The 26226-nt window shown below is 66.8% G+C and carries 24 protein-coding genes and 1 pseudogene; 13 read left to right on the forward strand and 12 right to left on the reverse strand.

Going from position 1 to position 26226, the window contains the following annotated elements; translation table 11 throughout:
* A pseudogene (locus tag HJG53_RS17765) lies at positions 1–325 on the reverse strand (inositol-3-phosphate synthase); the annotation flags it as partial.
* Positions 322–921 (reverse strand): histidine phosphatase family protein, encoded by a 600-nt coding sequence (locus HJG53_RS17770; protein WP_171132691.1) that lies wholly within the window; start codon positions 919–921, stop codon positions 322–324. The gene HJG53_RS17770 and the pseudogene HJG53_RS17765, both read right to left, overlap by 4 nt.
* A 169-nt stretch (positions 922–1090) precedes the next feature.
* On the opposite strand from HJG53_RS17770, the gene HJG53_RS17775 reads away from it, so the two are divergent.
* Genes HJG53_RS17775 through HJG53_RS17805 form a run of 7 tightly spaced genes read left to right on the forward strand, consistent with a single transcriptional unit; the run spans position 1091 to position 8763 of the window.
* Positions 1091–2203 (forward strand): NAD(P)-dependent oxidoreductase, encoded by a 1113-nt coding sequence (locus tag HJG53_RS17775; protein ID WP_171132693.1) that lies wholly within the window; start codon positions 1091–1093, stop codon positions 2201–2203.
* Positions 2200–3258: an SDR family NAD(P)-dependent oxidoreductase gene (locus HJG53_RS17780; RefSeq protein WP_171132695.1), complete on the forward strand. Its 1059-nt coding sequence runs from the start codon at positions 2200–2202 to the stop codon at positions 3256–3258. The genes HJG53_RS17775 and HJG53_RS17780 overlap by 4 nt, the downstream gene beginning before the upstream one ends.
* On the forward strand, positions 3255–4340 hold the full coding sequence (locus HJG53_RS17785) for a glycosyltransferase family 4 protein (protein ID WP_171132697.1): 1086 nt from the start codon (positions 3255–3257) through the stop codon (positions 4338–4340). The genes HJG53_RS17780 and HJG53_RS17785 overlap by 4 nt, the downstream gene beginning before the upstream one ends.
* Entirely contained in the window at positions 4337–5536 is a 1200-nt protein-coding gene (locus HJG53_RS17790) for a glycosyltransferase (protein WP_171132699.1), read from the forward strand. The genes HJG53_RS17785 and HJG53_RS17790 overlap by 4 nt, the downstream gene beginning before the upstream one ends.
* A complete protein-coding gene (locus HJG53_RS17795) occupies positions 5533–6627 on the forward strand; it encodes a glycosyltransferase (RefSeq protein ID WP_171132701.1) in 1095 nt (364 codons plus the stop codon). Before HJG53_RS17790 ends, HJG53_RS17795 begins: the two co-directional genes overlap by 4 nt.
* Positions 6624–7703, forward strand: a complete 1080-nt coding sequence (locus HJG53_RS17800; protein ID WP_171132703.1) for a glycosyltransferase — start codon at positions 6624–6626, stop codon at positions 7701–7703. Before HJG53_RS17795 ends, HJG53_RS17800 begins: the two co-directional genes overlap by 4 nt.
* Positions 7704–7749: 46 nt before the next feature.
* A complete protein-coding gene (locus HJG53_RS17805; RefSeq protein ID WP_171132705.1) occupies positions 7750–8763 on the forward strand; it encodes a UDP-glucuronic acid decarboxylase family protein in 1014 nt (337 codons plus the stop codon).
* A 98-nt stretch (positions 8764–8861) separates the two neighbouring features.
* Here HJG53_RS17805 and HJG53_RS17810 read toward each other — a convergent pair whose 3' ends face one another.
* The 3 genes from HJG53_RS17810 to glpX form a co-directional block, all read right to left on the reverse strand.
* Positions 8862–9473: a trimeric intracellular cation channel family protein gene (locus tag HJG53_RS17810; RefSeq protein WP_171132706.1), complete on the reverse strand. Its 612-nt coding sequence runs from the start codon at positions 9471–9473 to the stop codon at positions 8862–8864.
* 73 nt (positions 9474–9546) lie between these two features.
* Positions 9547–10110 carry an outer membrane protein gene (locus tag HJG53_RS17815; protein ID WP_171132707.1) on the reverse strand — a complete coding sequence of 188 codons (564 nt, stop codon included), beginning with the start codon at positions 10108–10110 and terminating at the stop codon, positions 9547–9549.
* 118 nt (positions 10111–10228) lie between these two features.
* Entirely contained in the window at positions 10229–11203 is a 975-nt protein-coding gene (gene glpX / locus HJG53_RS17820; RefSeq protein WP_171132708.1) for a class II fructose-bisphosphatase, read from the reverse strand.
* Between the two features lie 54 nt (positions 11204–11257).
* Between glpX and HJG53_RS17825 the strand changes: the two genes are divergently transcribed.
* A complete protein-coding gene (locus HJG53_RS17825; protein WP_171132709.1) occupies positions 11258–11617 on the forward strand; it encodes a hypothetical protein in 360 nt (119 codons plus the stop codon).
* Here HJG53_RS17825 and lysA read toward each other — a convergent pair whose 3' ends face one another.
* The 3 genes from lysA to argH form a co-directional block, all read right to left on the reverse strand.
* A complete protein-coding gene (gene lysA, locus HJG53_RS17830; RefSeq protein WP_171132710.1) occupies positions 11618–12880 on the reverse strand; it encodes a diaminopimelate decarboxylase in 1263 nt (420 codons plus the stop codon).
* Positions 12880–13083, reverse strand: a complete 204-nt coding sequence (locus tag HJG53_RS17835) for a hypothetical protein (protein ID WP_368039611.1) — start codon at positions 13081–13083, stop codon at positions 12880–12882. The genes lysA and HJG53_RS17835 overlap by 1 nt, the downstream gene beginning before the upstream one ends.
* Before the next feature lie 94 nt (positions 13084–13177).
* Positions 13178–14563, reverse strand: coding sequence for an argininosuccinate lyase (argH, locus tag HJG53_RS17840; RefSeq protein ID WP_171132725.1), 1386 nt, complete (start codon positions 14561–14563; stop codon positions 13178–13180).
* A 25-nt stretch (positions 14564–14588) separates the two neighbouring features.
* Here argH and HJG53_RS17845 point away from each other — a divergent pair, with 25 nt between their 5' ends.
* Positions 14589–15140 (forward strand): TlpA family protein disulfide reductase, encoded by a 552-nt coding sequence (locus HJG53_RS17845; RefSeq protein ID WP_368039612.1) that lies wholly within the window; start codon positions 14589–14591, stop codon positions 15138–15140.
* Between the two features lie 41 nt (positions 15141–15181).
* On the forward strand, positions 15182–15550 hold the full coding sequence (locus HJG53_RS17850; RefSeq protein WP_171132712.1) for a DUF4440 domain-containing protein: 369 nt from the start codon (positions 15182–15184) through the stop codon (positions 15548–15550).
* Here HJG53_RS17850 and dapD read toward each other — a convergent pair.
* Both dapD and HJG53_RS17860 read right to left on the reverse strand, forming a co-directional pair.
* Positions 15547–16398, reverse strand: a complete 852-nt coding sequence (gene dapD / locus HJG53_RS17855; RefSeq protein WP_254447860.1) for a 2,3,4,5-tetrahydropyridine-2,6-dicarboxylate N-succinyltransferase — start codon at positions 16396–16398, stop codon at positions 15547–15549. The genes HJG53_RS17850 and dapD overlap by 4 nt on opposite strands.
* A complete protein-coding gene (locus tag HJG53_RS17860; protein WP_171132714.1) occupies positions 16395–17063 on the reverse strand; it encodes a pyrimidine 5'-nucleotidase in 669 nt (222 codons plus the stop codon). Before HJG53_RS17860 ends, dapD begins: the two co-directional genes overlap by 4 nt.
* Before the next feature lie 112 nt (positions 17064–17175).
* Here HJG53_RS17860 and HJG53_RS17865 point away from each other — a divergent pair, with 112 nt between their 5' ends.
* From HJG53_RS17865 to proS, 3 genes are all read left to right on the forward strand, one after another.
* The gene (locus HJG53_RS17865; RefSeq protein ID WP_171132716.1) at positions 17176–19464 is read left to right on the forward strand and encodes a S8 family peptidase; all 2289 of its coding nucleotides are present in this window, start codon (positions 17176–17178) and stop codon (positions 19462–19464) included.
* A 33-nt stretch (positions 19465–19497) separates the two neighbouring features.
* Positions 19498–20946, forward strand: a complete 1449-nt coding sequence (glpD, locus tag HJG53_RS17870; protein WP_171132717.1) for a glycerol-3-phosphate dehydrogenase — start codon at positions 19498–19500, stop codon at positions 20944–20946.
* 121 nt (positions 20947–21067) lie between these two features.
* Complete coding sequence (proS, locus tag HJG53_RS17875; protein ID WP_171132729.1) at positions 21068–22597, forward strand: proline--tRNA ligase; 1530 nt, start codon at positions 21068–21070, stop codon at positions 22595–22597.
* A gap of 119 nt (positions 22598–22716) precedes the next feature.
* On the opposite strand, the gene HJG53_RS17880 is transcribed toward proS, so the two are convergent.
* Together HJG53_RS17880 and HJG53_RS17885 are read right to left on the reverse strand one after the other, a co-directional pair.
* A complete protein-coding gene (locus HJG53_RS17880; RefSeq protein ID WP_171132719.1) occupies positions 22717–24747 on the reverse strand; it encodes a M13 family metallopeptidase in 2031 nt (676 codons plus the stop codon).
* Positions 24748–24815: 68 nt separating this feature from the next.
* Entirely contained in the window at positions 24816–26189 is a 1374-nt protein-coding gene (locus HJG53_RS17885) for an ATP-binding protein (protein ID WP_254447861.1), read from the reverse strand.
* Positions 26190–26226 lie beyond the last annotated feature (37 nt).

Below are 26226 nucleotides of genomic sequence, written 5' to 3' on the forward strand. Positions count from 1 at the left end.
TATGCTCGGCGACGCCGTCGAGCACACGCCCCATGCGCACGGTCGCGCCGGTGCGCGGCACGGACTCGCAGAAGACAGCGGTGCAGTTGGGCCTGGCGAAGATCGCCTGGGCGACATCCCGGCCGACCTTGCGCCGGTCCACATCCCAGGCAGCGACCACGCGAATGTCGCTTGGGCGATAGCCGCCCAGCTCCCAATGCATCAGCCCGACATGCTCGTTCGCGCCATCACGATAATGCGCCAGCCCCTGCACCAGCGAACTCGCGCAATTGCCCACGCCGACCAGCGCGACGTTGATGGAGCGGTCCGGATCATGGAGACTCATGCGGCAGCTCCTTCATTGAGTGTGACGAGCTTCGCCCCCCAATCGCCCCAGGCGAGGCGCGATACCGAGGCGGGGGCGAGTTCGAAGCGCAGAACATTGTCCAGCGGCAAACCGAGAGCGCCGGCGACCAGCGCCTTGATGACATCCTGGTGGCTGACCAGCGCCACGATCTGCCCCGCGTGCCGACTAGCCAGCCCGGCGGCAAAGGCTGTCGCTCGCTTCGCGACTGCGGCATAGGGCTCGCCATTGGGTGGGCAGCCATCCCCTCGCCGCTCGTTCCAGGCAGTGAATTCGGGCGTGCCGATCAGATCTTCGATGCGCGCCCCGGTCCAGTCGCCGAGATCGATCTCGTCGAGGGCGTCGTGTTCCTCGATCGGAACGGAACGGTGCGCCGCGACCGCTTCCGCCGTCTCGCGTGTCCTGAGCCGCGGCGAGCAGTAGATCGCGTCGATCCGCTCTGACGCCAGCCGCTGCCCGAGCGCGCGCGCCTGCGCCCGGCCTGCGTCCGTCAACGGCACGCCATCGGCGCGACCGGTAAAGCGCCTGTCGAGATCGCCATGCGCCGCGTGCCGGATCAGCAACAGGGTCGCGGTCATGCCAGGCAGCTACTTAGCTTCATTGCCAGGCGTAACCGCTCACCCGCCCGGTAGTTCCGCCACCGAAACGCAAATGCCTGAACTGACTTGGGAACTTAGATGATGATGCCGGGTTTAGGGGCGGAACGATACGGCTGCGGAACGCCTGAACCATGGAGAGTTTCCGGACATGACGGAAAAGGTGCTGATCACCGGGGGAGCAGGCTTTATCGGCCGCTTCGTCGCCGACGAATTGCTACGCCGGGGCCATGAGGTCCGGGTGCTCGACAGCCTGATCGAGCAGGTTCACGGCGATTGCGAACGCCCCGCCGGCCTCGCGGACGAGGTCGAGCTGGTCCGCGCCGATGTGCGCAACGGCGATGCGGTGATGAAGGCGCTGAAGGGCATCGACAGCGTCGTCCACCTCGCTGCCGAAGTGGGCGTCGGCCAGTCGATGTATGCGGTCGAGCGCTACACCTCGGTCAACGATGTCGGCACGGCAGTGCTGTTCGAAAAGCTGATCGAGCAGCCGGTGCGCCGGGTCGTCACCGCGTCATCGATGAGCATCTATGGCGAAGGCCTGTACCGCGATGCCGACGGGCAGCTGGTCGAGAATGCCGAGCGCGGCTCGACCGCCGAAGGCCGCGGCGGCTGGGATCCGCTCGACGCGCGCGGACGTCCGCTGACCCCCGTCGCGACGCCTGAGTGGAAGCGTCCGAACCTCGCCTCCATCTACGCGCTCAACAAATATGTGCAGGAGCGGACCACGCACATCTTGTCGCAGCCTTATGGCATCGAAGGCGTGTGCCTGCGGCTGTTCAACGTCTATGGCCCGGGCCAGGCGCTCTCCAACCCCTATACGGGCGTGCTCGCGATCTTCGCCTCGCGGCTCTTGAACAACCAGGCCCCGATGATCTTCGAGGATGGCGAGCAGCGCCGCGACTTCGTCTATGTCGGCGACGTCGCGCGCGCCTTTGCCGATGCGCTGGAAAAGCCCGGCCTATCGGGCGAGACGTTCAACATCGGCTCTGGCAATGATCGTTCCGTCACCGAAGTTGCGACCGAGCTCGGCAAGGCGATGGGCAAGCCGCTGCTGCCCGAGATCGTCGGCAAGGCGCGGATCGGCGATATCCGCCACTGCTTCTGCGACACGTCCAAGGCGGCCGAGCAGCTCGGCTTTCGCGCCACCAACGACTTTCAGGAGGGCCTGGCCGAACTCGCCGAATGGGTCGCCGAGCAGACCGCGGAGGACCGGGTCGAGCAGGCGCGCGCCGAGCTGGAAGCGCGGGGCCTGGTGGCATGAGCGGTCCGGTCCTCGTCACCGGCGGGGCCGGCTTTATCGGCTGCAACCTGGCCGACCGGCTCGCCGCCGACGGCCATGACGTCATCATTCTCGACGCGCTCGCCCGCGCCGGCGTCGAGACCAATCTCGAGTGGCTGAAGCAGCGCCACGGCAGTCGCATCCGCGCGCACATTGCCGACATCCGAGACGAGGATGCGATCGAAAAGGCGGTGCGGGACGCGTCAGCGGTCTTCCACATGGCGGCCCAGGTGGCGGTGACGACCAGCCTGGTCGACCCGCTCGACGATTTCGATATCAATATCCGCGGCACGCTCGCCCTGCTCGAAGCGGTGCGGCGGCGGCGCGAAACGGTGCCGGTGATCTTTGCCTCCACCAACAAGGTCTATGGCGACCTCGCCGACATCGCACTTCGGGAAGAAGAGGACCGCTGGAGTCCGGCCGATGCGGAGGTGCGCCAGCGCGGCATTTCGGAAGCCCGGCCGCTTGACTTCCACACGCCCTATGGCTGCTCCAAGGGCGCGGCCGACCAATATGTGCTCGATTATGCGCGGAGCTACGGCTTGCCGACCGCCGTGGTGCGGATGAGCTGCATCTACGGCCCGCGCCAGATGGGCACCGAGGACCAGGGCTGGGTGGCGCACTTCCTGATCCGCGCGCTCGAGGGCAAGCCGATCACCATCTATGGCGACGGCAAGCAGGTGCGCGACGTGCTGAATGTCGCCGATGCCGTGGACACTTACCTCGCCGCCTGGCGCCGCATCGACCAGGTATCCGGACGCGTGTTTAATCTCGGCGGCGGCCCGGACAATGCGATCAGCCTGCGCCAGCTGATCCGCCATATCGAACGCCTGACCGGACGCCCGGTCGACACACGCTTCGAGGACTGGCGGGCGGGCGACCAGCGCTATTTCGTCGCCGACGCACGCTCCGTCCGACAGGCGCTCGGCCTGGCTGCGCCGAAAGGCTGGCAGCAGGGCATAGCCGAACTGGCGGAGTGGCTGGCCGAAGCGCGTGGACTGACCCTCAAGGCGCCGCAGATGGAAGCGGCTGCATGACGCGCATCCTGTTGACCGCCGATACGGTCGGTGGGGTCTGGCAATATGCGACCGACCTCGCCTCCGGGCTCAAGGAACTCGGCCTTGAGCCGATCATCGTCACCCTTGGTCCTCGCCCCTCGGCGGCACAGCGCATCGCGGCGGATGTCCAGCTGATCGAAACCGACCTGCCGCTCGACTGGCTGGCCGTCGGCCCGAGCGAGCTGACCGAAGCCGCGGAAGGGATCGCCCGCATTGCCGACCGTTGCCGCGCCGATGTGGTCCAGCTGAACGCGCCGGCGCTGGCGGCGACCGTTCGCTTCGACCAGCCCGTGGTCGCGGTGGCGCATAGCTGCGTCGGCACCTGGTGGCAGGCTGTGCGAGGCGGGCGGATCGATCCCGATCTCGGCTGGCGGGCGGACCTGACCGCGGAGGGACTAGCCGCCGCCGATGCGGTGGTCGCCCCCAGCGGCGCTTTCGCGGCGATGCTGCAGCATTGCTATGGGCTGGAGCGTACGCCCCAGGTCGTCCGCAACGGCCGCCGCGCAGTCGCGGGCGCGGTTGCCGAACAACCGCAGCCTTATGCCTTCACTGCCGGACGGCTCTGGGATGAAGGCAAGAACATCGCCGTGCTCGATAGGGCCGCTGCACTGACCCACGTCCCCGTTCGTGCGGCGGGACCGGTGCACGGCCCCAACGGTGCCGGCGTGGCCGTGTCGCACCTGCAAGCGCTGGGCAGCCTCGACGAAGCCGGCATCCGCGCTGCCCTAGCCCAGTGCCCGGTGTTCGTCTCTTCCGCCGTGTATGAACCCTTTGGTCTTGCGGTGCTCGAGGCGGCACAGGCGGGCTGTGCGCTGGTGCTGTCGGACATCCCGACCTTCCGCGAATTGTGGGAGGGCGCCGCCTGCTTCGTCTATCCGCACGATGCAGCTGGGTTCGCTCGTGCGATCGAACAGATCATCGCCGATCCCGCACTTCGGACGCGACTTGCGCACGCAGCGCAAACGCGCGCCCGAGACTATACCGTCGACCGGATGGCCGCGGGAATGGCTGCAATTTACCCGAGCTTGCCGGTCGCGGCGCCTGAGCTGGTGGCGGCATGAAGATCGCCTATTTCACCCACTCGCTCGCCAGTTGCTGGAACCATGGCAACGCGCACTTCCTGCGCGGCCTGCTGCGCGAACTGAAGGCGCTCGGGCATGACGTGGAGGCCTTCGAGCCCGAGGGCGCGTGGAGCCTGCAAAATCTGCTCAAGGACCATGGCGAGGCGGGGCTCAACGCATATCGCTCCGCCTATCCGGAGCTGATCTCGACTGTCTTCACCGGCGGCGACGATCCCGCTGAGTTGGTGTCCGGCGCCGACCTCGTCATCGTGCATGAATGGAATGAACATGCGTTGGTGGCGGCGCTCGGTACCGCGCGGAAGCGAGGAGCGCGTTTCACCTTGCTGTTCCACGACACGCATCACCGCGCCGTCAGCGAGCCGGAAGCGATGCAGGCGTATGACCTGTCCGGCTATGACGGCGTGCTTGCCTTTGGCGAGACGCTGGCTGAGGTGTATCGCCGCTGGGGGTGGAGAGACCGCGTTTTCGTCTGGCACGAAGCGGCCGACACACGCCTCTTCCACCCGCCCGCTGAAGAGGGTCAGCGAGAGGGGCTGGTCTGGATCGGCAATTGGGGGGACGGCGAACGCTCCGAGGAGATTGAACGCTATCTTCTCCGCCCCGCGCGTGCGGCTGGCCAGCCGCTCGACATTTATGGGGTACGCTATCCCGCCGATGCCCTGGCCACGCTGAAGGATTATGGGGTCGGCTTCAAAGGCTGGCTGCCCAATGCCCGCGCGCCTGAAATCTACGCGCGGCATCTCGCGACCGTGCACGTGCCGCGCCGCTTCTATGTGGACACGCTGCCCGGCATTCCGACCATTCGCGTGTTCGAGGCCCTCGCCTGCGGGATCCCGCTGGTCTGCGCGCCATGGAGCGACAGCGAGCATCTGTTCACGCCGGGCAGGGATTATCTGGTCGCGCCCACCGGCGAGGCGATGACGCAGCAGCTCAAGGCGCTGCGGGATGACACGGAACTCCGCGCCAGCCTGGTAGCGAACGGCCTCGCCGTCATCCGCGACCGCCACAGCTGCGCCCACCGCGCACGCGAGCTGCTGCAGATTGTCGCCAAGCTCAAGCCCCTCCCCTTCAGGGGAGGGGTTGGGGTGGGGCAATCTCACGACGACCAGCGTACCAGTGCCTTCCCCACCCCCAACCCCTCCCCTGAAGGGGAGGGGCTTAGGATTCCCGCATGAAGATCGCCTTCTACGGCTCCAGCCTGCTGTCCTCCTACTGGAACGGTGCCGCGACCTATTATCGCGGGCTGCTCCGTGATCTCGCCGCCAGGGGACACGAGATCACCTTCTACGAGCCAGATGCGTTCGACCGGCAACAACATCGCGACATCGAGCCGCCGGAATGGGCCAGGTCCGTCGTTTATCCGGCGACCGACGACGCACTGAACCAGGTGCTTGCCGAAGCGCGACAGGCCGATGTGGTGGTGAAGGCGAGCGGCGTCGGCGTGTTCGACACCGAGTTGCTGGAAGGCGTGATCCGTCGTTCGAGGCCCGACGCCATCCGCATCTTCTGGGACGTGGACGCCGCCGCGACGCTCGACGAAATGCGCGGCGCGCCGGACCATCCGCTCCGTTCGGCGCTGCAGCAGCTCGACTATGTGTTTACCTATGGCGGCGGCGATCCGGTGGTCGAGGCCTATCAGGGTTTCGGCGCCGCGCACTGCGTGCCGATCTACAATGCGCTCGATCCGGCGACGCACCATCCGGTCCCGCCGGATCCGCGGTTCGAGGCTGATCTCGGCTTCCTGGCCAACCGACTGCCCGACCGCGAAGCGCGCGTCGAAGAGTTCTTCCTGAAGGCGGCGGCCGCGCTTCCGGAACGCACCTTCATGATCGGCGGCAATGGCTGGCACGACAAGGCGATGCCCGTCAACGTCCGTGCGATCGGCCATGTCGGCACGGCCGACCACAATGCCTTCAACTGCACGCCATTGGCGGTGCTCAACGTCGCGCGCGACTCGATGGCGCATATCGGCTTCTCGCCGGCGACGCGGGTGTTCGAGGCGGCTGGCGCCGCGGCGTGCCTGATCACCGACCATTGGGAAGGGATCGAGCTGTTCCTGAAGCCCGACGAGGAAGTGCTCGTCGCCCGCGACGGCCAGGACGTGGCGGAGCATGTCCGCGCTCTCACCCCCGAACGGGCGCGAGCGATCGGCGAGGCGGCGCTGAAGCGGGTGCTGGCCGAGCACACCTATGAACTGCGCGGGGCGCAAGTGGACGAGATACTGACCGCAGAGATGGCGCGCCGCGGCGAGCGGGTGGCGGCGTGAAGCTGGTCGTCCTCGGCCTCAGCCTCTCCTCTTCCTGGGGCAACGGCCATGCGACCACGTTCCGCGCCCTGCTGAAGGCCTTCGCGGCGCGCGGCCATTCCATCCTGTTCTTGGAAAGGGACAAGCCCTGGTACGCGTCCAACCGCGACCTGGGCGAGGTCGATTACTGCCGACTGGAACTCTACCAGTCCGTCGAAGACCTGAACCGCTTCCGCGGCGAGGTCGCGGCGGCCGATGCGGTAATCGTCGGCTCCTATGTGCCGGACGGCGTCGAGGTCGGCCGCTGGGCGCAGCGGACGGCGCAGGGCGTCACCGCCTTTTACGACATCGACACGCCGGTGACGCTCGCCAAGCTGGAGCGCGGCGATTTCGAATATCTGACGCCCGATCTGATCCCCGGCTATGACGTGTATCTGTCCTTCACCGGCGGCCCGACGCTCAGGCACATCGAGGAGCATTACGGCTCTCCGGCCGCGCGACCGCTCTACTGCTCGGTCGATGCGGAGCGCTACCGGCCGCTCGACGTGCCGACGCGCTGGGACCTTTCCTATCTCGGCACCTACAGCGCTGACCGACAGCCGACGCTCGAACGGCTGCTGATCGAGCCGGCACGGCGCTGCCCCGGACGGTGCTTCGTCGTCGCCGGCCCGCAATATCCCGACGACATCGACTGGCCGGCCAATGTCGAGCGGATCGACCATGTGCCGCCCGCAGATCACCCGGCCTTCTATGCCGCTTCACGCTTCACCCTGAACGTCACGCGCGCCGACATGATCAGGGCGGGCTGGTCGCCGTCGGTCCGGCTGTTCGAAGCAGGCGCCTGTGCGACGCCGATCATCTCCGATCGCTGGGACGGCATCGACGACCTGTTCACGCCCGGCCGCGAGATCATCCTGGCCGATACGAGCGAAGAGGTGGTGGCGGCGCTCGCCACCGATGCGGCGGAGACAGGCCGGGCCGCCCGCACCAAGACGCTGGCGAGGCATACGGCAGCACAGCGCGCGGAAGAGCTGGAAACCTGGCTGTTGGAGGCAGCCGGCGAAACATTGCGGAGTCGAAAGAGTTCAGCGGCTTAGCTGCAGAAGAAGAAGATGTCCGAGCGGCGGGGGCCGGAGTGGACGCATGAAGAATAAGAACATTGCCCTGGTCGCCGGCGGCGCCGGATTCATCGGCTCCCATATGTGCGATCGGCTGATCGGGGACGGTTATCACATTCTCTGCGTCGACAATTTGCAGACCGGCCGCGAGGAGAATATCCGCCACCTGGCCCGCGACAGCCGCTTCGAATTCATCGAGGCGGACGTGATCGACGGTCTGCCGGGTGCCGTCACCCGCTCCGCGAAGAACATCGCCTATGTTTACAACCTCGCCTGCGCTGCTTCGCCGCCGCATTACCAGGCCGATCCGGAACACACGATGCTGACCAACGTGGTCGGCTCGTCGCAGCTGCTGCGGCTGGCAGAAAAGGCCGGCGCCCGCTTCTTCCTGTCGTCGACCAGCGAAGTCTATGGCGATCCGGAGGTGCACCCGCAACAGGAAGGCTATCGCGGCTGGGTAAACTGCACCGGCCCGCGCGCCTGCTATGACGAAGGCAAGCGTGCCGCCGAGGCACTGGCGTTCGATTTCGACCGGCTCGGTCGCGCCGAGGTGCGGGTTGCGCGCATCTTCAACACCTATGGTCCGCGCATGCGGCCTGATGACGGACGCGTGGTGTCGAACGTCATCTGCCAGGCGCTCACCGGCGACGACATCACCATCTATGGCGACGGCACGCAGACGCGCAGCTTCTGCTATGCCGACGATCTCGTCGAAGGGCTGCTGCGCCTGTCGCGCTATGACGGGCCCCAGCCGGGGCCGGTCAATATCGGCAATCCGGTCGAGCTGACCGTCTCGGACCTTGCCGATCGCGTCATCGCGCTGACCGGCAGCGATGCCGACATCGTCTACCAGCCGCTGCCGATCGACGACCCGCGCCGCCGCCGCCCGGACATTTCCAAGGCCAAGCAACTGCTCAAATGGCAGCCGCGCATCGGCCTTCAGGAAGGGCTGGAACAGACCATCGCCTGGTTCTCGCGCGACATTGACCGGCCGAGCCGGCGTGCGGAGGCTGAACGGATGATCGTCGCCGCGGAATAGATGCCATTACTTCGTCATCCCCGCGAAAGGGGGGACCCAGCTCTTCTTTTTTATGCCTCCTGGGTTCCCGCTTTCGCGGGAATGACGAAGGAGTTACGCTAACGCCGGTAAGCGGGCAGCTTCAGCCCGCGGACGATCGCCAGCGCACGCAGTCCGAAGCCGAGCAGCGCGGCCAGCGGCGCGGCGATCGCCGCCGGCGCCCCCAGCCAGGTGAGCAGCACGAACAGGGCCGACGCCAGCGCGGCCGCAGTCACATAAAGCTCCGGCCGCAACAGGATCGACGGCTCGCCGGCGAGCACATCGCGGATGATACCGCCGACGCAGGCGGTGATCACGCCCATCAGCACGGCGACCACTGGCGGCACGCCGAAGGCGAGCGCCTTGGCGGCGCCGAAGACCGCGTAGGCGGCGAGCCCCACCGCATCGAACCAGTCGAGCGCCCGTTCGCTCCACCAGCGTTGCGGCGTCAACCAGATCAGCAGCGCGGTCGACAGGCAGGCCGCAGCCACCCGCCCGTCGCGCACCCAGAAGACCGGCGCGTCGATCAGCAGGTCGCGCACGGTGCCGCCGCCGACGCCAGTGACCAATGAGAAGAAGGCGAAGGTGACGAGCGTCTGCTCGCGTCGCGCGGCCGCCAGCGCTCCCGAGGCCGCGAACACGGCGATGCCGAACAGGTCGGCCCAGCCGAGCAGAGGGCTGAGTGCGGTCATATGAAGTGGCGGCTCGCTGGTTGAGCCGCAGAGGTCAAGAGGGGCGACGCCCGGCGCCGCCCCTCGCGAACAATCAGAACCGGAAGCCGACCGTGCCGACCACCTGGTGGCGCGAATAGTCCGCCTCGTAGTTCGAGTAGCGATATTCGCCACCCAGATAGAGCTTGTCGGTCAGCAAGAACTGCACGCCCGCGCCGCCGCGGATGCCATCGGCATTGCCGCTCGACGTGTCGGTCAGCGTCGCCGTCTGGACGCGAGCCGTGATACGCGCGTTGGTGTAGCCGGCCTTCACATAGAGGTTCGCCTTGGGCGACACGGCAAAGGTCAGGCGGCCGCCGGCATAGAGGTCGCGGCCGGTCGAAACGCTCGCCGTCCCGGTAGCGTCGAAAACCTTCAGCTTGGCGGAGGAGTCGCTGACTTCGAGGTCGACGCCCGCCGACACGGCTTCGCCAAGGCCGAAATCATAGCCCAGGCCCAAGCCGAACACGACACCGTCCTTGTCCAGATCGAAGCCGGCGACCGAAAGCTTGTTCTTGTCCCAGCCGACAATGCCCTCGACGCGGGCGCCGGTCGGGGCCGCCTGAGCGGAGGTGGCAAGCAACAGGCCGGCAACGCCAGCCATGACGCAGTTACGCATTTATGTTTTCCTTAGGTGTAAGCGGTCGAAATGCCGCGGGCGGCGACATAGCGCGCGCCGCCGCAGAGGCAATCCGGTCGGTGGAGAAAGGCCGCAGATGTGGCCTTAAAGCAACAGCTTACGCGACATTGCCCTTGCGGTGCTCGCCCCTGACCCAGCGGACCGTGCCGGTCGACGCGCGCATCACGATGCTTTCGGTCGTCATGCAGCCGCCCTTCAGCGTCTTCACCCCGCCCAGCAGCGACCCGTCGGTCACGCCCGTCGCGGCGAAGATGCAGTCGCCCTGCGCGAGCTCATTCAAGTCGTAGACCTTGTTCAAATCCTCGATGCCCCATTTGCGGGCGCGGGCGCGCTCGTCGTCATTGCGGAACAGCAAGCGACCCTTGAACTGCCCGCCAACGCAGCGCAGCGCGGCTGCCGCCAGCACGCCCTCCGGCGCGCCGCCAGACCCCATATAGACGTCGATCGTCGTATCCGGATTGGTCGTCGCGATCACTCCGGCAACGTCGCCGTCAGGGATCAGCATGATGCCGCAGCCCACTTCGCGCAGTTCGGCGATCAGCTTTTCGTGCCGGGGCCGATCGAGCACGCAGGCGATGATCTCGTTCGGCTGCACCCCCTTGGCGGCGGCGATGGCGCGGACATTGTCGGCCGGCGACTTGTCGAGATCGATCACGCCTTCGGGATAGCCGGGGCCGACGGCCAGCTTGTCCATATAGACGTCGGGCGCGTTCAGCAGGCAGCCCTTCTCGGCGATGGCGAGCACGGCCAGCGCGTTCGGGCCCGCCTTGGCCGTGATGGTGGTGCCTTCCAGCGGATCGAGCGCGATGTCGATCGCGGGGCCTTCGCCCGAACCGACCTTTTCACCGATATAGAGCATCGGTGCTTCGTCGCGCTCGCCTTCGCCGATCACGACCGTGCCATCGATGTCGAGCGTATTGAGCGCCGCGCGCATCGCCTCGACCGCCGCCGCGTCCGCCGCCTTCTCGTTGCCCCGCCCGATCAGCTTGGACGCCGCGATCGCCGCCGCCTCCGTCACCCGGACCATCTCCAGCACCAGCACACGATCCAGATTCTGGCTTGCACTCACCATCGAAATCACTTCCTCTTCCTGAACTTGGGGCGGCGATAGGATAGGGGTGTGACGATGTCGAGAATGGCGGGCTTGGTGGCGCTGCTGATCGCCGCTCCTGCCGGCGCATCCGAGCCGATGGAGGCCTATCTCGACCAAACCAGCGTCGAACCGCGCTGTCGCTCCGCGAAGGGCGACGAGATCATGGTCTGCGGGCGGCGCGAAGCGGACAAATACCGGCTGCCCTTCGTCCCCGCACCGACGGCCGGCGACCCGAAGACGCGCGGCGTGCATGAGGAACGATCGCGCCTCGTCGCCGTCCAAACGCCATGCGAGCAGCGCGGCGCGCATCTGATCGGCTGCGGCATGGTCGGGTTCACGGTCAGCACGAAACTCGGCACCGGCAAGACCGAATACCGGCCGATCGCGCCCTGATCAGTTCTGCAACCAATCAGGCACGCGTTCCGCGTTCATCACGGTTTCGGCGCTGATCCGGTCGGCGACGACCGCGAACCGGTCGCCATCCACCATCACCTCGGGGACCAGCGGCCGGCTGTTGTAGGTGGAGGCCATTGTCGCCCCATAGGCGCCCGCGGTGCGGAAAATGGCGAGGTCGCCGCTCTTCACCGCATCGATCTCGCGCCCCATCGCAAAGGTATCGCCGGTCTCGCAGACGGGGCCGGCGATGTGCGCCTTCATCCGTTCGCCGGACGGCCGCACCGCCTCGAAATGATGGTAGGCGCCGTAGAGCGCCGGCCGCGCCAGGTCGTTCATCGCCGCGTCGACGATGACATAAGGGTGGGTCACGCCCGGCTTCACCCAGATAACCTTGGTGAGCAGCACGCCCGCATTGCCCGCGATGACGCGGCCGGGCTCGAACATCAGCTCGACGTCCCAGCCCTTGGTCACCCGCGCGACCATCGCGCCGAGATCGGTCGGCCAGGGCGCGGGATCCTCGGGGCGATAGCGGACGCCGAGACCGCCGCCGAGATCGGCACGATCCACCGCCTGGCCAGTTGATCGCAGCTCCGTGATCAGCCGGCCGATCTTCACATAGGCCGCCTCGAGCGGATCGACGTTGCTCAACTGGCTGCCGATGTGACAGGCGACGCCGCGCATCCGCAGACCTGGCAGCGCCGCCAGCCGCGCATACATGGCCGGCGCCTGATCGATCGGCACGCCGAATTTATTGTCCGCCTTGCCGGTCGAGATCTTCTCGTGCGTGCCGGCGTCCACGTCCGGGTTGACGCGGAGCGTCGCCGAGACGCGCTGCCCGCGCGCCGCGGCCAGCGCCGACAAGACGTGCCCCTCTTCCTCATGCTCCAGGTTGAACTGTCCGATACCGGCGTCGAGACCTTGGGCCAACTCCACCGGCGTCTTGCCGACGCCGGAAAAGACGATGTCCTCGGCGCGCATGCCGGCGGCCAGCGCCCGCACCATCTCGCCACCCGACACGATATCCGCGCCATAACCCTGGCGCGCCAGCACCTTCAGCACGGCGAGATTGGGGTTCGCCTTGACGGCGAAGGCGAGGTGCACGCGCCCCAGCCCCTCCAGCGCCTCGCGAAACACGCGTGCATGCCGCTCGAGCGTCGCGCGCGAATAGACATAGACGGGCGTGCCGACCGCGTCCGCGATCGCGCGCAGCGGCACGTCTTCGGCGTAGAGTTCGCCACCCCTAAGCTGGAAATGGTCCATTATTTGGGCGGCAGGTCGAAACGGTCGTCGCGACGCTGTTCCGACCGGCGCAGCAGTTCGTCGCTGCGTTCGGGCCGCGCCTGAACTTCGGGCGTCATCAGCTCACTCGGCCGCGGCGTCGCCTCCGCGGCATAGGGCTTGGGCGGCAGGCTGGCGCCGGCCGTGGGCTGCAACTCCTCGCGGCCGCCGCAGGCGGCCAGCACTAACAGGAGGAGAGCCGTTCGCTTCGAGCGAAGTCGAGAAGCGCGTTTGTGGTTACACTCGTTTCTCGACTTCGCTCGAAACGAACGGACGAAGTTAGCCATCCTGATCCTCCATCCCGATCGCCGCTCTGGCATCCGCGATACGGACGCGCACCTGGTCCGGGGCGGTTCCGCCATAGCTGGTGCGCGATGCGACCGAGGCGCCGACGCTCAGCACGCCGAACACCCGCGCATCGATGCGTCCGTCGATCGCCTGCAGTTGATGGAGGCTCAGCGCCTCGAGCGCCTTGCCCTCGCTCTCGGCCAGCCGCACGGCGCTGCCGACGATGTGATGCGCTTCCCGAAATGGCACGCCTGCCTCGCGCACTAGCCAGTCGGCTAGGTCGGTCGCCGTGGCGAAGCCCGCCTCGGCCGCCTGCAGCATCCGATCCGGCCGGAACGTGATCGATCCCATCATGCCGGTCATCGCCGCGATCGACAAAGCGAGCAGGTCGTGCGCTTCGAAGACCGGCTGCTTGTCGTCCTGCATGTCCTTCGAATAGGCGAGCGGCAGGCCCTTCATCGTCGTCATCAGCGCGACGAGACAGCCCTGGATGCGACCGGCATGGCCGCGCACCAGCTCGGCCGCGTCCGGATTGCGCTTTTGCGGCATGATCGAGCTGCCGGTCGACCAGGCATCCGACAGCTGCACGAAGCCGAAGGGCTGCGAGGCCCAGAGAATGACCTCCTCGGCGAGTCGCGACAGGTGGATCGCGCAGGTGGCCGCGGCGAACAGGAACTCGAGCGCGAAGTCGCGATCCGAAACCGCATCGAGACTGTTGTCGGTCGGCCGGTCGAAGCCGAGCGCTTCGGCGACGGCAAAGCGATCGACCGGAAAGCCGGTGCCGGCGAGCGCCGCGGAGCCGAGCGGGCATTCGTTCAGACGTGCCCGTGCATCCTCGAACCGGCCGCGGTCGCGGTGGACCATCTCGAAATAGGCCATGAGATGATGGCCGAGCGTCACCGGCTGGGCGGACTGGAGATGGGTGAAGCCGGGCATGACCGTGTCGGCATGCTCCTCCGCCCGGCCGATCAGCACCGACTCGAACGCGGTGAGCGCCGTGTCGATCTCGTCGATCGCGTCGCGAACCCAGAGCCGGAAGTCGGTCGCGACCTGGTCGTTCCGCGACCGCGCGGTGTGCAGCCGCCCGGCCGCGGGACCAATGATCTCCGCCAGCCGCGCCTCGACATGCATGTGAATGTCTTCGAGCGCGGGGTCTTCCCGCACGCCGGCATCGGCATATTCGGCCGCGATCTGTTCGAGCCCGCGATCGATCGCCTCGGCGTCGGCCACCGGGATGATGCCCTGCCGGCCGAGCATCTCGGCATGCGCGCGCGATCCCTGGATATCCTGGCGCCACATCCGCTTGTCGAAGCCGATCGACGCATTTATCTCGCGCATCACCGCCGCGGGCCCTTCGGCGAAGCGCCCGCCCCACATGGAATTGGAGCTGTCCGTGCGCACAGTGATCGCGCTTCTCCTCGGGACTCTGTTGATCGCGGAGTGCGATAGGGAAACCGCGCCGCCCCCGCAAGCAAAGCAGGAGACGCCGCAGGCCCAGGCGCCGGAACTCACCGGGACGCTCGACATCTCCAATCGGGGAAAGGCGGCACCGAAAGACACTTTCCTCGATCCCGCCGGCAGCCCGGTCACCATCGCCAGCTTCAAGGGCAAGCCGCTGCTGGTCAATCTCTGGGCAACCTGGTGCGGCCCGTGCGTGCGCGAAATGCCCACGCTGGAGAAGATCGCGGCCCAAGCCGGCGACAAGCTGAAGGTGCTGACCGTCAGCCAGGATCGCGAGACCGTCGATATCGCGCCTACGTTTGAAAAGGGCGGCTTCAAGCTGCTCGAACGCTATCGCGACCCGGAGAGCAAGCTCGGCTTCGCCTTCAACACCGGCATGCTGCCGACGACCGTCCTCTATGACGCACAGGGCAAGGAAGTGTGGCGCGTGGTCGGCGCAATGGACTGGAACGGCCCCCGCGCGAACACGCTCCTCGCCGAGTTCATCGGATAAGGTCGGCCTTTCGCGCGTTGGACGCGCAAGGAGCATGCGGCATGGAAGACGATCGGGTCTGGGCGTTTGAGGCGAGCCTGTGGAAAGCCGACGCGGATCATTACCGCGAGAGCATCGACCCGGATGTGCGCATGGCGCTTCCGACCCCGCCATTCCTCTTCTCGGGCGAACAGGCGATCGAAGCGGTTGCAGGCACGCCGCGCTGGTCGAACGTTGCGTTCGAGGACGGCACGATCTCCCGGCCGCAGGAGGGGCTGATCGTCGTCGCCTATACCGCCCATGCGCAGCGCGACGGCCATGACGAATATGTCGCCCATTGCACCAGCACCTACCGCAAGGACGAGAGCGGCGACTGGCAGGTAATCCAGCACCAGCAGACGCCGAAACTGGTGGCGGGCGCTTCGTCCTAGTCCCGGAGCAGTTCGTTGATGCCCGTCTTCGCCCGAGTCTGGGCGTCGACGCGCTTCACGATCACCGCGCAATAGAGGCTTGGCCCCGGCGATCCGTCCGGCAGCGGCTTGCCGGGCAGGGAGCCGGGGACCACCACCGCATATGGCGGCACATTGCCGACGAATATTTCGCCGGTCGCCCGGTCGACGATCTTGGTGGAGGCACCGATGAAGACGCCCATCGACAGCACCGCGCCTTCGCCGACGATGACGCCTTCGGCCACTTCGGAGCGGGCGCCGATGAACGCCCCGTCCTCGATGATCACGGGCCCGGCCTGGAGCGGCTCCAGCACGCCGCCGATGCCGGCGCCGCCCGAGATGTGTACGTTCCTGCCGATCTGCGCGCAGCTGCCGACCGTCGCCCAGGTGTCGATCATCGCACCTTCGCCGACATATCCGCCGATGTTGACAAAGCTGGGCATCAGCACGGCGCCGGGCGCGATGAAGGCGCCGTGACGCACGACCGCGCCCGGCACTGCGCGGAAGCCCGCCTTGCGGAACTCGGCCTCGCTCCAGCCCGAGAACTTGCTCGGCACCTTGTCCCACCAACTGGCCGTGCCGGGCCCGCCGGCGATCAGCTCCATGTCGTGCAGGCGGAAAGAGAGCAGGACGGCCTTCTTTAGCCATTGATTGACGCGCCAGCCGCCCTGCCCGTCCGGTTCGGCGACACGCGCCTCGCCCTGATCGAGCAGGCGCAGCGCTTCGGCCACCGCAGCGCGCGTCTCGCCAATTGTTTGGGGGCCTACCTCCGCGCGCGCCTCCCAGGCCGCTTCGATCGTGTCGATCAGCTTGCCGCGGTCCATCATCATCTGTCTCCCAGAATCTCGTGCAGCCAGGCGCCGAGGTCGGTCACTTCATAATCGACATAGGCGCGATCGTCCGGCTCGCGCCCCTGCTCCGAACCGTTATTGACCCACACGGTCGTCATACCGATCGCCTTGGCGGGCTTCAGGTTGCGCGCCATGTCCTCGACGAACAGCGATTCGCCGGGCTCGATGCCGAACGCCTCGGCCATGCGCTCATAGGCGCGCGGCTGCGGCTTGGGCTCATAGGCGCAGGCATGAATGTCATGGATCGCCTCGAAGCTTTCCTCCAGGCCCAGCTTCGCCAGCACGCGCCGGGCATAGGCCTCGTCGCCATTGGTGAAGATCAGCTTGCGGCCCGGCAGCCGCGCGACCGCCTCGACCAGCTGGCGATCCTCGCGCAGCACGTCCATTTCGATATCATGCACATAGTCGAGGAAGTGGCGTGGCTCGACGCCATGCTCCGCCATCAGCCCCGACAGTGTGGTGCCGTGCGCGTGAAAATAGTCCTTCTGCAGCCGCCGCGCTTCATCCCAGCCGAGACCGAGAAGGTCCTGGATGAAGCGCGTCATCCGCGCATCGATCAGTCCGAACAGGTCCGCCGATGCGGGGTAGAGCGTGTTGTCGAGATCGAAGATCCAGTTGCGGATATGAGCAAGCTGCGGCGGCATCGGGCCGCGCCTAGCGATGGTCGGGGGCTGCGGCAATCGGCAGGCTTTGTTAAGCATAACGCAATGGCCTTGGCGCTAGCGAGGGCGCGACTGTGGCAGGGGTCTTGCCGGAATGAGTAAGCGTGGCGCGTGCGGGGCGACGGCCCTGATTTCATTGGCTTTGTTCGGCCTCTCCGCTTGCGGCGGCGGAGGTGGTGGCGTCAACTCGACACCCACCCCGCCGGTGTCCAATCCGCCTGCCCCGACGCCGACCCCGACGCCCACTCCCACGCCGACACCAGCGCCGGGTGCGACGTTTCAGACGGCAGAGTATAATCGCTCCGCCGGGCTCGCTCTGGCCAACGCGATTCCCGCCTATCAGGCCGGTGCAACGGGACGCGGCGTGACCGCCGCCGTGATCGACAGCGGCGTCAATCCGAACAGCCCGGAGTTTGCCGGCCGCATTTCATCGGCCTCCCAGGACCTTTCCGGATCGCGCGGCGTCGGCGACGAGGGCGGGCATGGCACCGCGGTTTCCGCCGTGCTGCTCGCCGCCAAGAACGACAGCAACATTCACGGCGTGGCGTTCGACGCGACCCTGCTCTCGCTGCGCACCGACACGCCCGGCAGCTGCAACACCAACGGCGACTGTTCGCACAGCGATAACGCGATCGCGCGGGCGCTCGACATCGCCGTCGCCCAGGGCGCCAAGGTCGCCAACCTGTCGCTGGGTGGATCGGGCGCCAACACGACGCTGCGCTCCGCCATCGCGCGGGCGACCGCGGCTGGCATGGTGATCGTCATGTCCGCCGGCAACGACGCGCAGAGCGATCCCAGCGCGCTCGCGCTGATCGCCGCCGACGCCAGTGCGCGCGGCCAGATCATCGTCGCGGGCTCGCACGACGCCGGCAAGACGATCTCCTCCTTTTCCAATCGCGCGGGCCAGACCGCCAGTGTCTATGTGACTGCGTTGGGCGAGAATGTGCGATCGTTCGACGAGAACGGCACGACCTTCATCTACAGCGGCACGTCCTTTTCCGCCCCTCATGTGTCCGGGGCGGTGGCGCTGCTGGCACAGGCCTTCCCCAATCTGACCGGCGCGCAGATCGTGCAATTGCTGCTCGAAAGCGCCGACGATCTCGGGCCCGCCGGCACCGATCCGGTCTATGGCCGGGGAGCGCTCAACATCGGCCGCGCCTTTCAGCCGCGGAGCGGCGCGTCCCTGGCCGGCTCGGCCGTGCCGGTCGATCTGTCGAGCAGCAGCGCCACGCTGTCGCCGGCGATGGGCGACGCAGCGCAAGCCGGCATGGGCGCGATCATCCTCGACGGCTTCGACCGGGCATTCGCCGTCGATCTGGCCCGCTCGATCCGTAACGCCGCGCCACGCTCGAGCCTGACCGGCACGCTGGCGCAGAGCCAGCGCGGCGCCAGCCTGTCGGCAGGCGGAACGACTGTGGCGGTGTCGATCGCCGACACGCCGGGCGGAGCGGCGCTGCGGCGGCTGTCATTGGCGCCGCAAGAGGCGGTGCGCGCTCGCACCACCGCCGGCATGATTGCCAGCCGCATCGATTCGCGCACGAGCATCGCGCTCGGCTTCGGTCAGAGCCGTGAGAGCATCTCGGGCCAGCTCGCCGGTCGCGCGGAGCCCGCTTTCCTGGTGGCGCGCGGTTCGAGCGACGGGCTCGGCTTCGACCGGCGCGGCCAGAGCGCGGCCGCGATCCGCCATGTGGTCGGCGGAATCGGCCTCTCGGCCGGCATGGAGAGCGGCGAAGGCTTGCTCTACCGCCCGAACCAGGTGGCGCGCGATCCGTATCTCCGCTCTTCCTATTCTTTGCTGAGCTTAGGGGCGGATCGTCGCTTCGGAGGACTGAGGCTCGCCGGCAGCGTGACGCGTCTGCAGGAGGACCGGACGTTGCTCGGCGCCCGCTTCGGCACAGCCTTCGGCGCGAATGGCGGCACCAGCTGGTTCGGCGATCTGAGCGCCGACTGGAGCTTTGGGTCGGGCTGGCGGCTGGGCGCATCGGCGCGACAAGGCTGGAGCGTGCCGGCCAGCGGCGGACTTCTCACCGATCGCAAGGCCATCCGCACCAGCGCGTTCAGCGTCGATATGGGCAAGGCCGGACTTTTCGAACGTGGCGACCTGTTCGCGCTGCGCATCGCCCAGCCGCTGCGCGTATCGAGCGGCGGGCTGAACGTCCGCCTGCCGGTCGCTTATGATTACGCGACCGGCCAAGCGCAGTTCGCCGACCAGCGGCTGAACCTCGCTCCGGAAGGCCGCGAGCTCGACCTGGAAGCGAGCTATTCCCGCATCCTGTTCGGGGGCCGCATGGACGCGAACCTGTTCTGGCGGCAGGATCCCGGCCATTATGCGGCCGCGCCGGATGATCTCGGCGCCGCCCTTCGCTGGCGAACGGAGTTCTAGGCGCCTCGCGGCTTTGCCGCTAATGCGACAGCGGTGTCAGATTTCGATCTCCTGATCGTCGGCGGCGGCATCAACGGTGCCGCGATCGCGCGCGAGGCCGCGCTCAACGGCTTGCGCGTGCTGCTGGTCGAAAAGAACGATCTTGCCTCCGCCACCTCCTCGGCCTCCACCAAGCTGATTCATGGCGGGCTGCGCTATCTAGAATATTATGAGTTCAAGCTGGTTCGCGAAGCGCTGATCGAGCGCGAGCGGCTGCTCAAGGCCGCGCCCCACCTGATCTACCCGATGGAGTTCGTGCTTCCGCACCGGAACACGCTCCGGCCCAAATGGATGATCCGCGCGGGGCTGTTCCTCTACGATCATATCGGCGGGCGCATGTCGCTGCCCAAGTCGCGCGGGATCAGGGGCGGGCATTATCTCGCGCCGCTCAAGGATGTGCAGGACGGCTTCGTCTATTCGGACGCTTGGGTCGACGATGCACGGTTGGTCGTGCTGAACGCCATCGATGCGGCGGCCAATGGTGCCGAAATCGCGACGCGCACGGAGCTGCTGTCGGCGCGGCGCGAAGGCGGCGCATGGCGTGCGACGCTGAGCGACGGCCGCGAGATCACCGCCCGCGCGCTGGTCAACGCCGCGGGGCCGTGGGTAGCGGAGATCGCCCAGCGGCTCGGCGTCAACAGCAAGGCCGGCGCCCGTCTGATCCGCGGCAGCCACCTCATCGTGCCGCGCCTGTTCGAGGGCAGCCATGCCTATATCCTGCAGCAGCCGGACCGCCGCATCGTCTTCGCCATTCCCTATGAGAATGGCACCACCTTGGTCGGCACCACCGATGTGCCTGTAGACCGCCCCACCGAGGCGTGCATCAGCGACGAGGAGACCGATTACCTGCTCGCCGCCGTCAACCGCTATTTCGAGAAACAGACCGCGCGAGAAGACGTGATCGCCACCTATTCCGGCATCCGCTCGCTCTACGACGACGGCGCCAGCGAAGCGCGGCAAGTGACGCGCGACTATGTGCTGGAGCTGGACGAGAACGGCCCGCCTTTGCTCTCCGTCTTCGGCGGCAAGATCACGACCGCGCGGCACCTGGGCGAAGTGGCGGTGGCGAAGCTGGCGAGGGCGTTGGGTGTGAACGTCTCGCAATCGACCAAGGCTCGGGCGTTTCCCGGCGGGGACATGGAGAGCTTCGCTTTGTTTCTGGCCCGGACGCGCGCGCGCTGGCCTTGGCTCGGCGAGGCTCTCAGTCTCCGCATGGCGCGAGCCTATGGCACGCTGCTCGACACGCTCATCGGAGAGCGCGGCGACTTGGGCGAGGAGTTCGGTGGCGGGTTGTCGGCTGTGGAAGTGGACTGGCTCGTCACCCGCGAATGGGCGCGCACCACCGAAGACATTCTCCGGCGCCGCACGAAGCTCGGGCTGACCCGGGAGGTGGATGAAGAGCGGCTCAGCCTCTACCTGCAGAGCAATGCCGGTTTGGGCTGAGCTTGTCGAAGCCCTCCCTTCCTTTCGCCTTGGAGCCAGAGAACAAGGGAGGCCTTCGACAGGCTCAGGCCGAACCGTGTTTTATTTTCCAGCCCTAAGTGGCTAAGCGCCGCCCATGGCCATCAAGCACGCACTTTCCGTCACCCGCGAACAGGATTTCGCCGCCTGGTATCAGGCCGTCGTCTCCGAAGCCGACATGGCGGAGGATTCAGGCGTGCGCGGGTGCATGGTCATTCGACCCTGGGGCTATGGCATCTGGGAGCGGATGCAGCGGCTGCTCGACGACGCCATCAAGGCCACGGGCCATGAGAATTGCTATTTCCCGCTCTTCATCCCGCTTTCCTATTTCGAGAAGGAGGCGGAGCATGTCGAAGGCTTCGCCAAGGAAATGGCGGTCGTTACCCACCACCGGCTGAAGGCGGATGGCGGCAAGCTCGTCGTCGACCCGGACGCGAAGCTCGAAGAGCCGCTGGTGGTGCGCCCGACCTCCGAGACGGTGATCGGCGCCGCCTTTTCGCGCTGGGTGCAGAGCTGGCGCGACCTGCCGGTGCTGATCAACCAATGGGCGAACGTCGTCCGCTGGGAAATGCGCACCCGCATGTTCCTGCGCACCGCCGAATTCCTGTGGCAGGAAGGCCATACCGTCCACGCCAGCGAAGCCGAGGCGCGCGAACACACGCTGCGCATGCTGGAGGTCTATCGCCGCTTTGCCGAGGAAGCGGTGGCGATGCCGGTGATCGCGGGCGAAAAGCCGGAGAATGAGCGCTTCCCGGGCGCGGTCGCGACCTATTCGATTGAGGCGATGATGCAGGACGGCAAGGCGCTGCAGGCCGGCACTTCGCACTTCCTTGGCACCACCTTTTCCCAGGCGCAGAACATCCGCTTCCAGAATGCGTCGGGGGAGCTGGAGCTGGCGCAGACGACCAGCTGGGGCGTGTCGACCCGCATGATCGGCGGCATGATCATGACCCACGGCGACGATGACGGGCTGCGCGTGCCGCCGCGCCTGGCGCCCTACCAGGTGGTGATCGTACCGATGCTGCGCGACAGCGACGAGGACGCGTCGGTGCTCGACTATGCCCGCGCGCTTGCCGGCGAACTGAATGCGCAGACGGCGCTCGGCGAGCCGGTTCGCGCACTTCTCGACGCCAAGGCGATCAAGGCGTCGAACAAGCGCTGGGCCTGGGTGAAAAAGGGTGCGCCGGTAATCGTCGAGGTTGGGCCGCGCGATGTCGCAGGCGGCAATGTCGCGGTGATCCGCCGCGACCGGCTGTACCAGGACAGCGGCAAACTCGCTTCCGCCATCCAGCCCCGCGCCGAACTGGTCGGCGGTATCGCCGCGCTACTGGAGGAAATCCAGTCCGGCATGTTTGCGGAAGCGAGGACGCGACTGGATGCGAATATCCGGCGCGGCGTCAGCGAGTTTGCCGAGCTTGAACGCTGCTTCGCCGAGGCGGAGAAGTTTCCCGGCTGGGTGGAGGTCGAATGGTCCAAGCCCTCGGGCGCCGAGTTGGAGCAGGTCGACCAGCGGCTGAAGGCGCTTAAGCTCACCCTCCGCAACGTGCCCGAAGATGCGGAGGCCGCGACCGGCGCCTGCATCTTCACCGGCAAGCCCGCAGTCGAGCGAGTGCTGGTCGGACGGAGTTACTGAGCCCCATACGCTCGTCCTGAGCGAAGCGCAGAGCGCGTAGTCGAAGGGCGCCGCACCGAACCACGCCCTTCGACTTCGGCCTTCGGCCTCCGCTCAGGACGAGCGGAGGCCTTCGGACCTCACCAGACCTTGATGCGCTCTTCGGGCTTCAGGAAGAACTTGGTGCCCGGCTTCACGTCGAACGCCGAATACCAGGCGTCGACATTGCGCACGACATAGGGGCGCCACATGCCCGGCGTGTGCGGGTCGGTGGTCAGAATCTGCAGCATGAACGGGTCGCGATACTTGTTCCGCCACACCTGGGCAAAGCCCAGGAAGAAGCGCTGATCGCCCGTCCAGCCGTCGATCACCGGCGCCGGCTTGCCGCCGAGCGAAATCTTGTACGCGTCATAGGCGACGTTCACGCCGGCGAGGTCGGCCATGTTCTCGCCCAATGTCAGTTCGCCATTCACCTTCTTGCCGGCGATCGGCTCATAGGCGCCATATTGGGCGACGACGCGATCGGTATACGCCTTGAAGCGCTCGATATCCTGCGCGGTCCACCAGTCGGCCAGGTTGCCGTTCTTGTCGAACTTGCGGCCCTGATCGTCGAAATGGTGGCTGATCTCGTGGCCGATCACCGCGCCGATGCCGCCATAATTGACCGCATCGTCGGCATTGGGATCGAAGAAGGGCGGCTGCAGGATCGCGGCCGGGAACACGATCTCGTTCAACAGCGGGTTGGCGTAGGCATTCACCGTCATCGGCGTCATGCCCCATTCGCTCTTGTCGACCGGCTTGCCGATCTTATCGAGGTTGCGCTGATATTCGAAGCGCGTGGCGCGGTCGGCATTGCCAAAGGCATCACCGGCGCGGATTTCGAGCCGTGAATAATCGCGCCACTTGTCCGGATAGCCGATCTTGTAAGTGAAGGCCGCGAGCTTCTCGCGCGCCTGCGTCTTGGTCGCCGGCGCCATCCATTCGAGCTTCTGCAGGCGCAGGTCCATCGCCGCAATCAGGTTCTTGACCAGCTGCTCGGCCTTGGCCTTCGCCTCGGGCGGGAAGTATTTGGCGACATAGAGTTCGCCCACCGCTTCACCCATGCCGTAGTTGACGAGGTCGACGCCGCGCTTCCACCGGTCCTTCAGCTTGGGCGTGCCGGCGAGCGTGGTGCCCTTGAAGCTGAAATTCTCCTCGACGAACGCTTTGGGCAGGAGCGGCGCCGCGTTCGAAAGTGTGTGGAAGGTCAGATACTCCTTCCAGGCCGACAGCGGCTCGGACGCGATCAGCTTAGCCGTGCCGGTCAGCGCACTCGGCTGCGCCGCGATCACCTGTGCCTGGGTAACGCCGGCCGCCGGCAGGAACGCCGCCCAGTCCAGCCCCGGCATTTTGGCCGCCAACTGTGTCGTGGCGACCGGGTTGTAGAGCTTTTCGATCTGGCGCGATTCGGCGGCGGTCCAGTGCGTCCGGGCGATCTTCGTCTCGAGATCGAAGATGCGCTGCGCCTTCGCGTCGGCATCCGCGATGCCGGCCAGCGTCAGCATCCTGGCGATATGCACCTTGTACTTGGCGCGCGTCTCCACGAACTTCGGATTGCTGTCGTCCAGATAATAGTCGCGATCCGGCAAGCCGAGGCCGCCCTGCCCCAGATAGACCGAATAGACCGTGTTGTTCTTCAGATCCTGTTCGACCTGCACGCCGACGGGAACGGTAATGCCCGAACGGTTGGCATCGCCCATCCAGCGGGCGAGTTCGGCGGGAGACTTGATGGCCGCTATCCGGTCCAGCTCTGGCTTGACCGGCGCGATGCCGCGCGCCTCGATCGCCGCCTCGTCCATGAAGCTGGCATAATAATCGCCGACCTTCTGGGCCGGCGTCCCCGGCGCGCCCTTGGCCGCAGCTGCCGCCTGGATGATGTCGCGGGTGCGCTGGTCCGACAGGTCGCGCAGGATGCCGAAGCCGCCCCAGCTGGAGCGATCGGACGGAATCTCCGTAGTCTTGTCCCAGTTGCCGTTCGCGAACTTGTAGAAGTCGTCGCCCGGCGAAACGCTGCGGTCCATGCCGGTCGCGTCATAGCCGAAGCTGCCGAGCTCGGGCTTGGCGGCGGTTTGCGCCGATGCCGATGCGGCAAGCGTCACCGCCGCCGCGCCGACGAGAAGAAATGCTTTCATCTGGTGATTCCCCGGAAAAACGGATGATCGCGGAGTGTATCGGCTGCTGGCGACGCGGCAACCGCGCGTCAGGACGTTGATCGCCGCCCGTTGGCTGTTGATCGATTGGTGCTGGACTCGGGCTCGGCGGCCGCCGGCAGCCGCAGCCTGACGAGCAGTCCGCCCAGATCCTCGCTCTCCTCCAGCGACACGGTGCCGCCATAGATTTCGGCAACGTCGCGGACGATGGCCAGACCCAGGCCGGTGCCGGGCTTGGACGTGTCGAGCCGCGCGCCCCGGTCGAAGATGCGCTGCCGCTCCTCCTCGGGAATGCCCCGGCCGTCATCCTCGACCTGGAACTCGACGAAGCCCGCTTCGCCCGAGACCGTGACGAACACGCTGCCGCCGCCATATTTCGCAGCATTCTCGACCAGGTTGCCGAGCAGTTCGTCCAAGTCCTGCCGCTCGACATGCACGTGGAGCGTCTTGGGGCCGCTGATATCGATCCGCACATCGGGGTAGAGCCGTCCGACTGCCCGTTCGACCGATTCGAGGCTCGGCCAGACTTCGGCCCGGCTATGCGCGTGCCCACGCCGGCCGACCGCGCGGGCGCGAGCCAGATGGTGATCCACCTGACGCCGCATCGTCGTTGCCTCGCGACAGACGGTGTCCGGCAGGTCAGCGGCGTTGGCGGTCGCCGCGTTCATGATGACGGTCAGCGGCGTCTTCAGCGCATGGGCGAGATTGCCGGCGTGCCGCCGTGCCTCTTCCGCCTGCCTTTCGTTATGCTCGATGAGCCCGTTCAGCTCTTCGACCATCGGCGTCAGCTCGTCGGGCAGCGGCTCGTCGACCCGCGTGGCAAGGCCCGAACGCATCTTGGCGATCGCCGCACGCACCCGGCGCAGCGGCAGCAACCCATAATAGGTCTGCAGCGCCGCCAACACGATCAGCCCCAGACCCAGCAGCGCAAAGCTGCGGACCAGCGTGCGCCGCAGCACGTTGATCTGCTCGTCGAGCGCCGCGCGGCTCTGCGCCACCTGAAAGCGCCAGCGCACCGGCGATCCGGGCAGCATCACGTCCCGTTCGAGGATGCGCAGCGGCTCGTCCTTGAACTCCCTGGTGTCGTAGATGTGGACGTCGACGTCCTTGTGCCGGTCGCGCACCTGGAGCGAGCGGTCCCAGAGCGAGCGCGAGCGGAAGTGCTCGAAGCCCTTGCCGCTGATCTGATAATAAAGGCCGGAGTTCGGCTCCAGGAAGCGCTGGTCGCCGAGCGGCCGGTTGAGCAGCACTTCGCCCGCCGGCCCGATCTCCGCCGAGGCGACCATGGCCGTCAGCACATAATTGAGGGAGTCGTCGAAGTTGCGCGTGATCGCGTTGCTCAGCACCCGGTCGAGCGCCAAACCGCCGCCCAGCAGCAGCAGCCCGATCCAGGCCGCCGCGATCAGGATCATGCGGCGGCTCAGCGAACCGGTGGATTTTCGCTTACCTTGCTCCTCCCCG

This window comes from Sphingomonas sp. ID1715 (assembly GCF_013044515.1).
GTDB lineage: Bacteria > Pseudomonadota > Alphaproteobacteria > Sphingomonadales > Sphingomonadaceae > Sphingomonas_B.

What these genes read in the sequence shown, in the direction of transcription:
- HJG53_RS17790 (WP_171132699.1), top strand. Translation starts at nt 4,337, where the DNA reads ATGAAGATCGCCTATTTCACCCACTCGCTCGCCAGTTGCTGGAACCAT.
- HJG53_RS17865 (WP_171132716.1), top strand. Translation starts at nt 17,176, where the DNA reads ATGAGTAAGCGTGGCGCGTGCGGGGCGACGGCCCTGATTTCATTGGCT.
- argH (WP_171132725.1), bottom strand. Translation starts at nt 14,563, where the DNA reads ATGTGGGGCGGGCGCTTCGCCGAAGGGCCCGCGGCGGTGATGCGCGAG.
- HJG53_RS17780 (WP_171132695.1), top strand. Translation starts at nt 2,200, where the DNA reads ATGAGCGGTCCGGTCCTCGTCACCGGCGGGGCCGGCTTTATCGGCTGC.
- HJG53_RS17850 (WP_171132712.1), top strand. Translation starts at nt 15,182, where the DNA reads ATGGAAGACGATCGGGTCTGGGCGTTTGAGGCGAGCCTGTGGAAAGCC.
- HJG53_RS17805 (WP_171132705.1), top strand. Translation starts at nt 7,750, where the DNA reads ATGAAGAATAAGAACATTGCCCTGGTCGCCGGCGGCGCCGGATTCATC.
- HJG53_RS17795 (WP_171132701.1), top strand. Translation starts at nt 5,533, where the DNA reads ATGAAGATCGCCTTCTACGGCTCCAGCCTGCTGTCCTCCTACTGGAAC.
- HJG53_RS17825 (WP_171132709.1), top strand. Translation starts at nt 11,258, where the DNA reads ATGTCGAGAATGGCGGGCTTGGTGGCGCTGCTGATCGCCGCTCCTGCC.
- HJG53_RS17815 (WP_171132707.1), bottom strand. Translation starts at nt 10,110, where the DNA reads ATGCGTAACTGCGTCATGGCTGGCGTTGCCGGCCTGTTGCTTGCCACC.
- HJG53_RS17880 (WP_171132719.1), bottom strand. Translation starts at nt 24,747, where the DNA reads ATGAAAGCATTTCTTCTCGTCGGCGCGGCGGCGGTGACGCTTGCCGCA.
- HJG53_RS17810 (WP_171132706.1), bottom strand. Translation starts at nt 9,473, where the DNA reads ATGACCGCACTCAGCCCTCTGCTCGGCTGGGCCGACCTGTTCGGCATC.
- HJG53_RS17775 (WP_171132693.1), top strand. Translation starts at nt 1,091, where the DNA reads ATGACGGAAAAGGTGCTGATCACCGGGGGAGCAGGCTTTATCGGCCGC.
- HJG53_RS17785 (WP_171132697.1), top strand. Translation starts at nt 3,255, where the DNA reads ATGACGCGCATCCTGTTGACCGCCGATACGGTCGGTGGGGTCTGGCAA.
- glpX (WP_171132708.1), bottom strand. Translation starts at nt 11,203, where the DNA reads ATGGTGAGTGCAAGCCAGAATCTGGATCGTGTGCTGGTGCTGGAGATG.
- lysA (WP_171132710.1), bottom strand. Translation starts at nt 12,880, where the DNA reads ATGGACCATTTCCAGCTTAGGGGTGGCGAACTCTACGCCGAAGACGTG.
- dapD (WP_254447860.1), bottom strand. Translation starts at nt 16,398, where the DNA reads ATGATGATGGACCGCGGCAAGCTGATCGACACGATCGAAGCGGCCTGG.
- HJG53_RS17770 (WP_171132691.1), bottom strand. Translation starts at nt 921, where the DNA reads ATGACCGCGACCCTGTTGCTGATCCGGCACGCGGCGCATGGCGATCTC.
- HJG53_RS17860 (WP_171132714.1), bottom strand. Translation starts at nt 17,063, where the DNA reads ATGCCGCCGCAGCTTGCTCATATCCGCAACTGGATCTTCGATCTCGAC.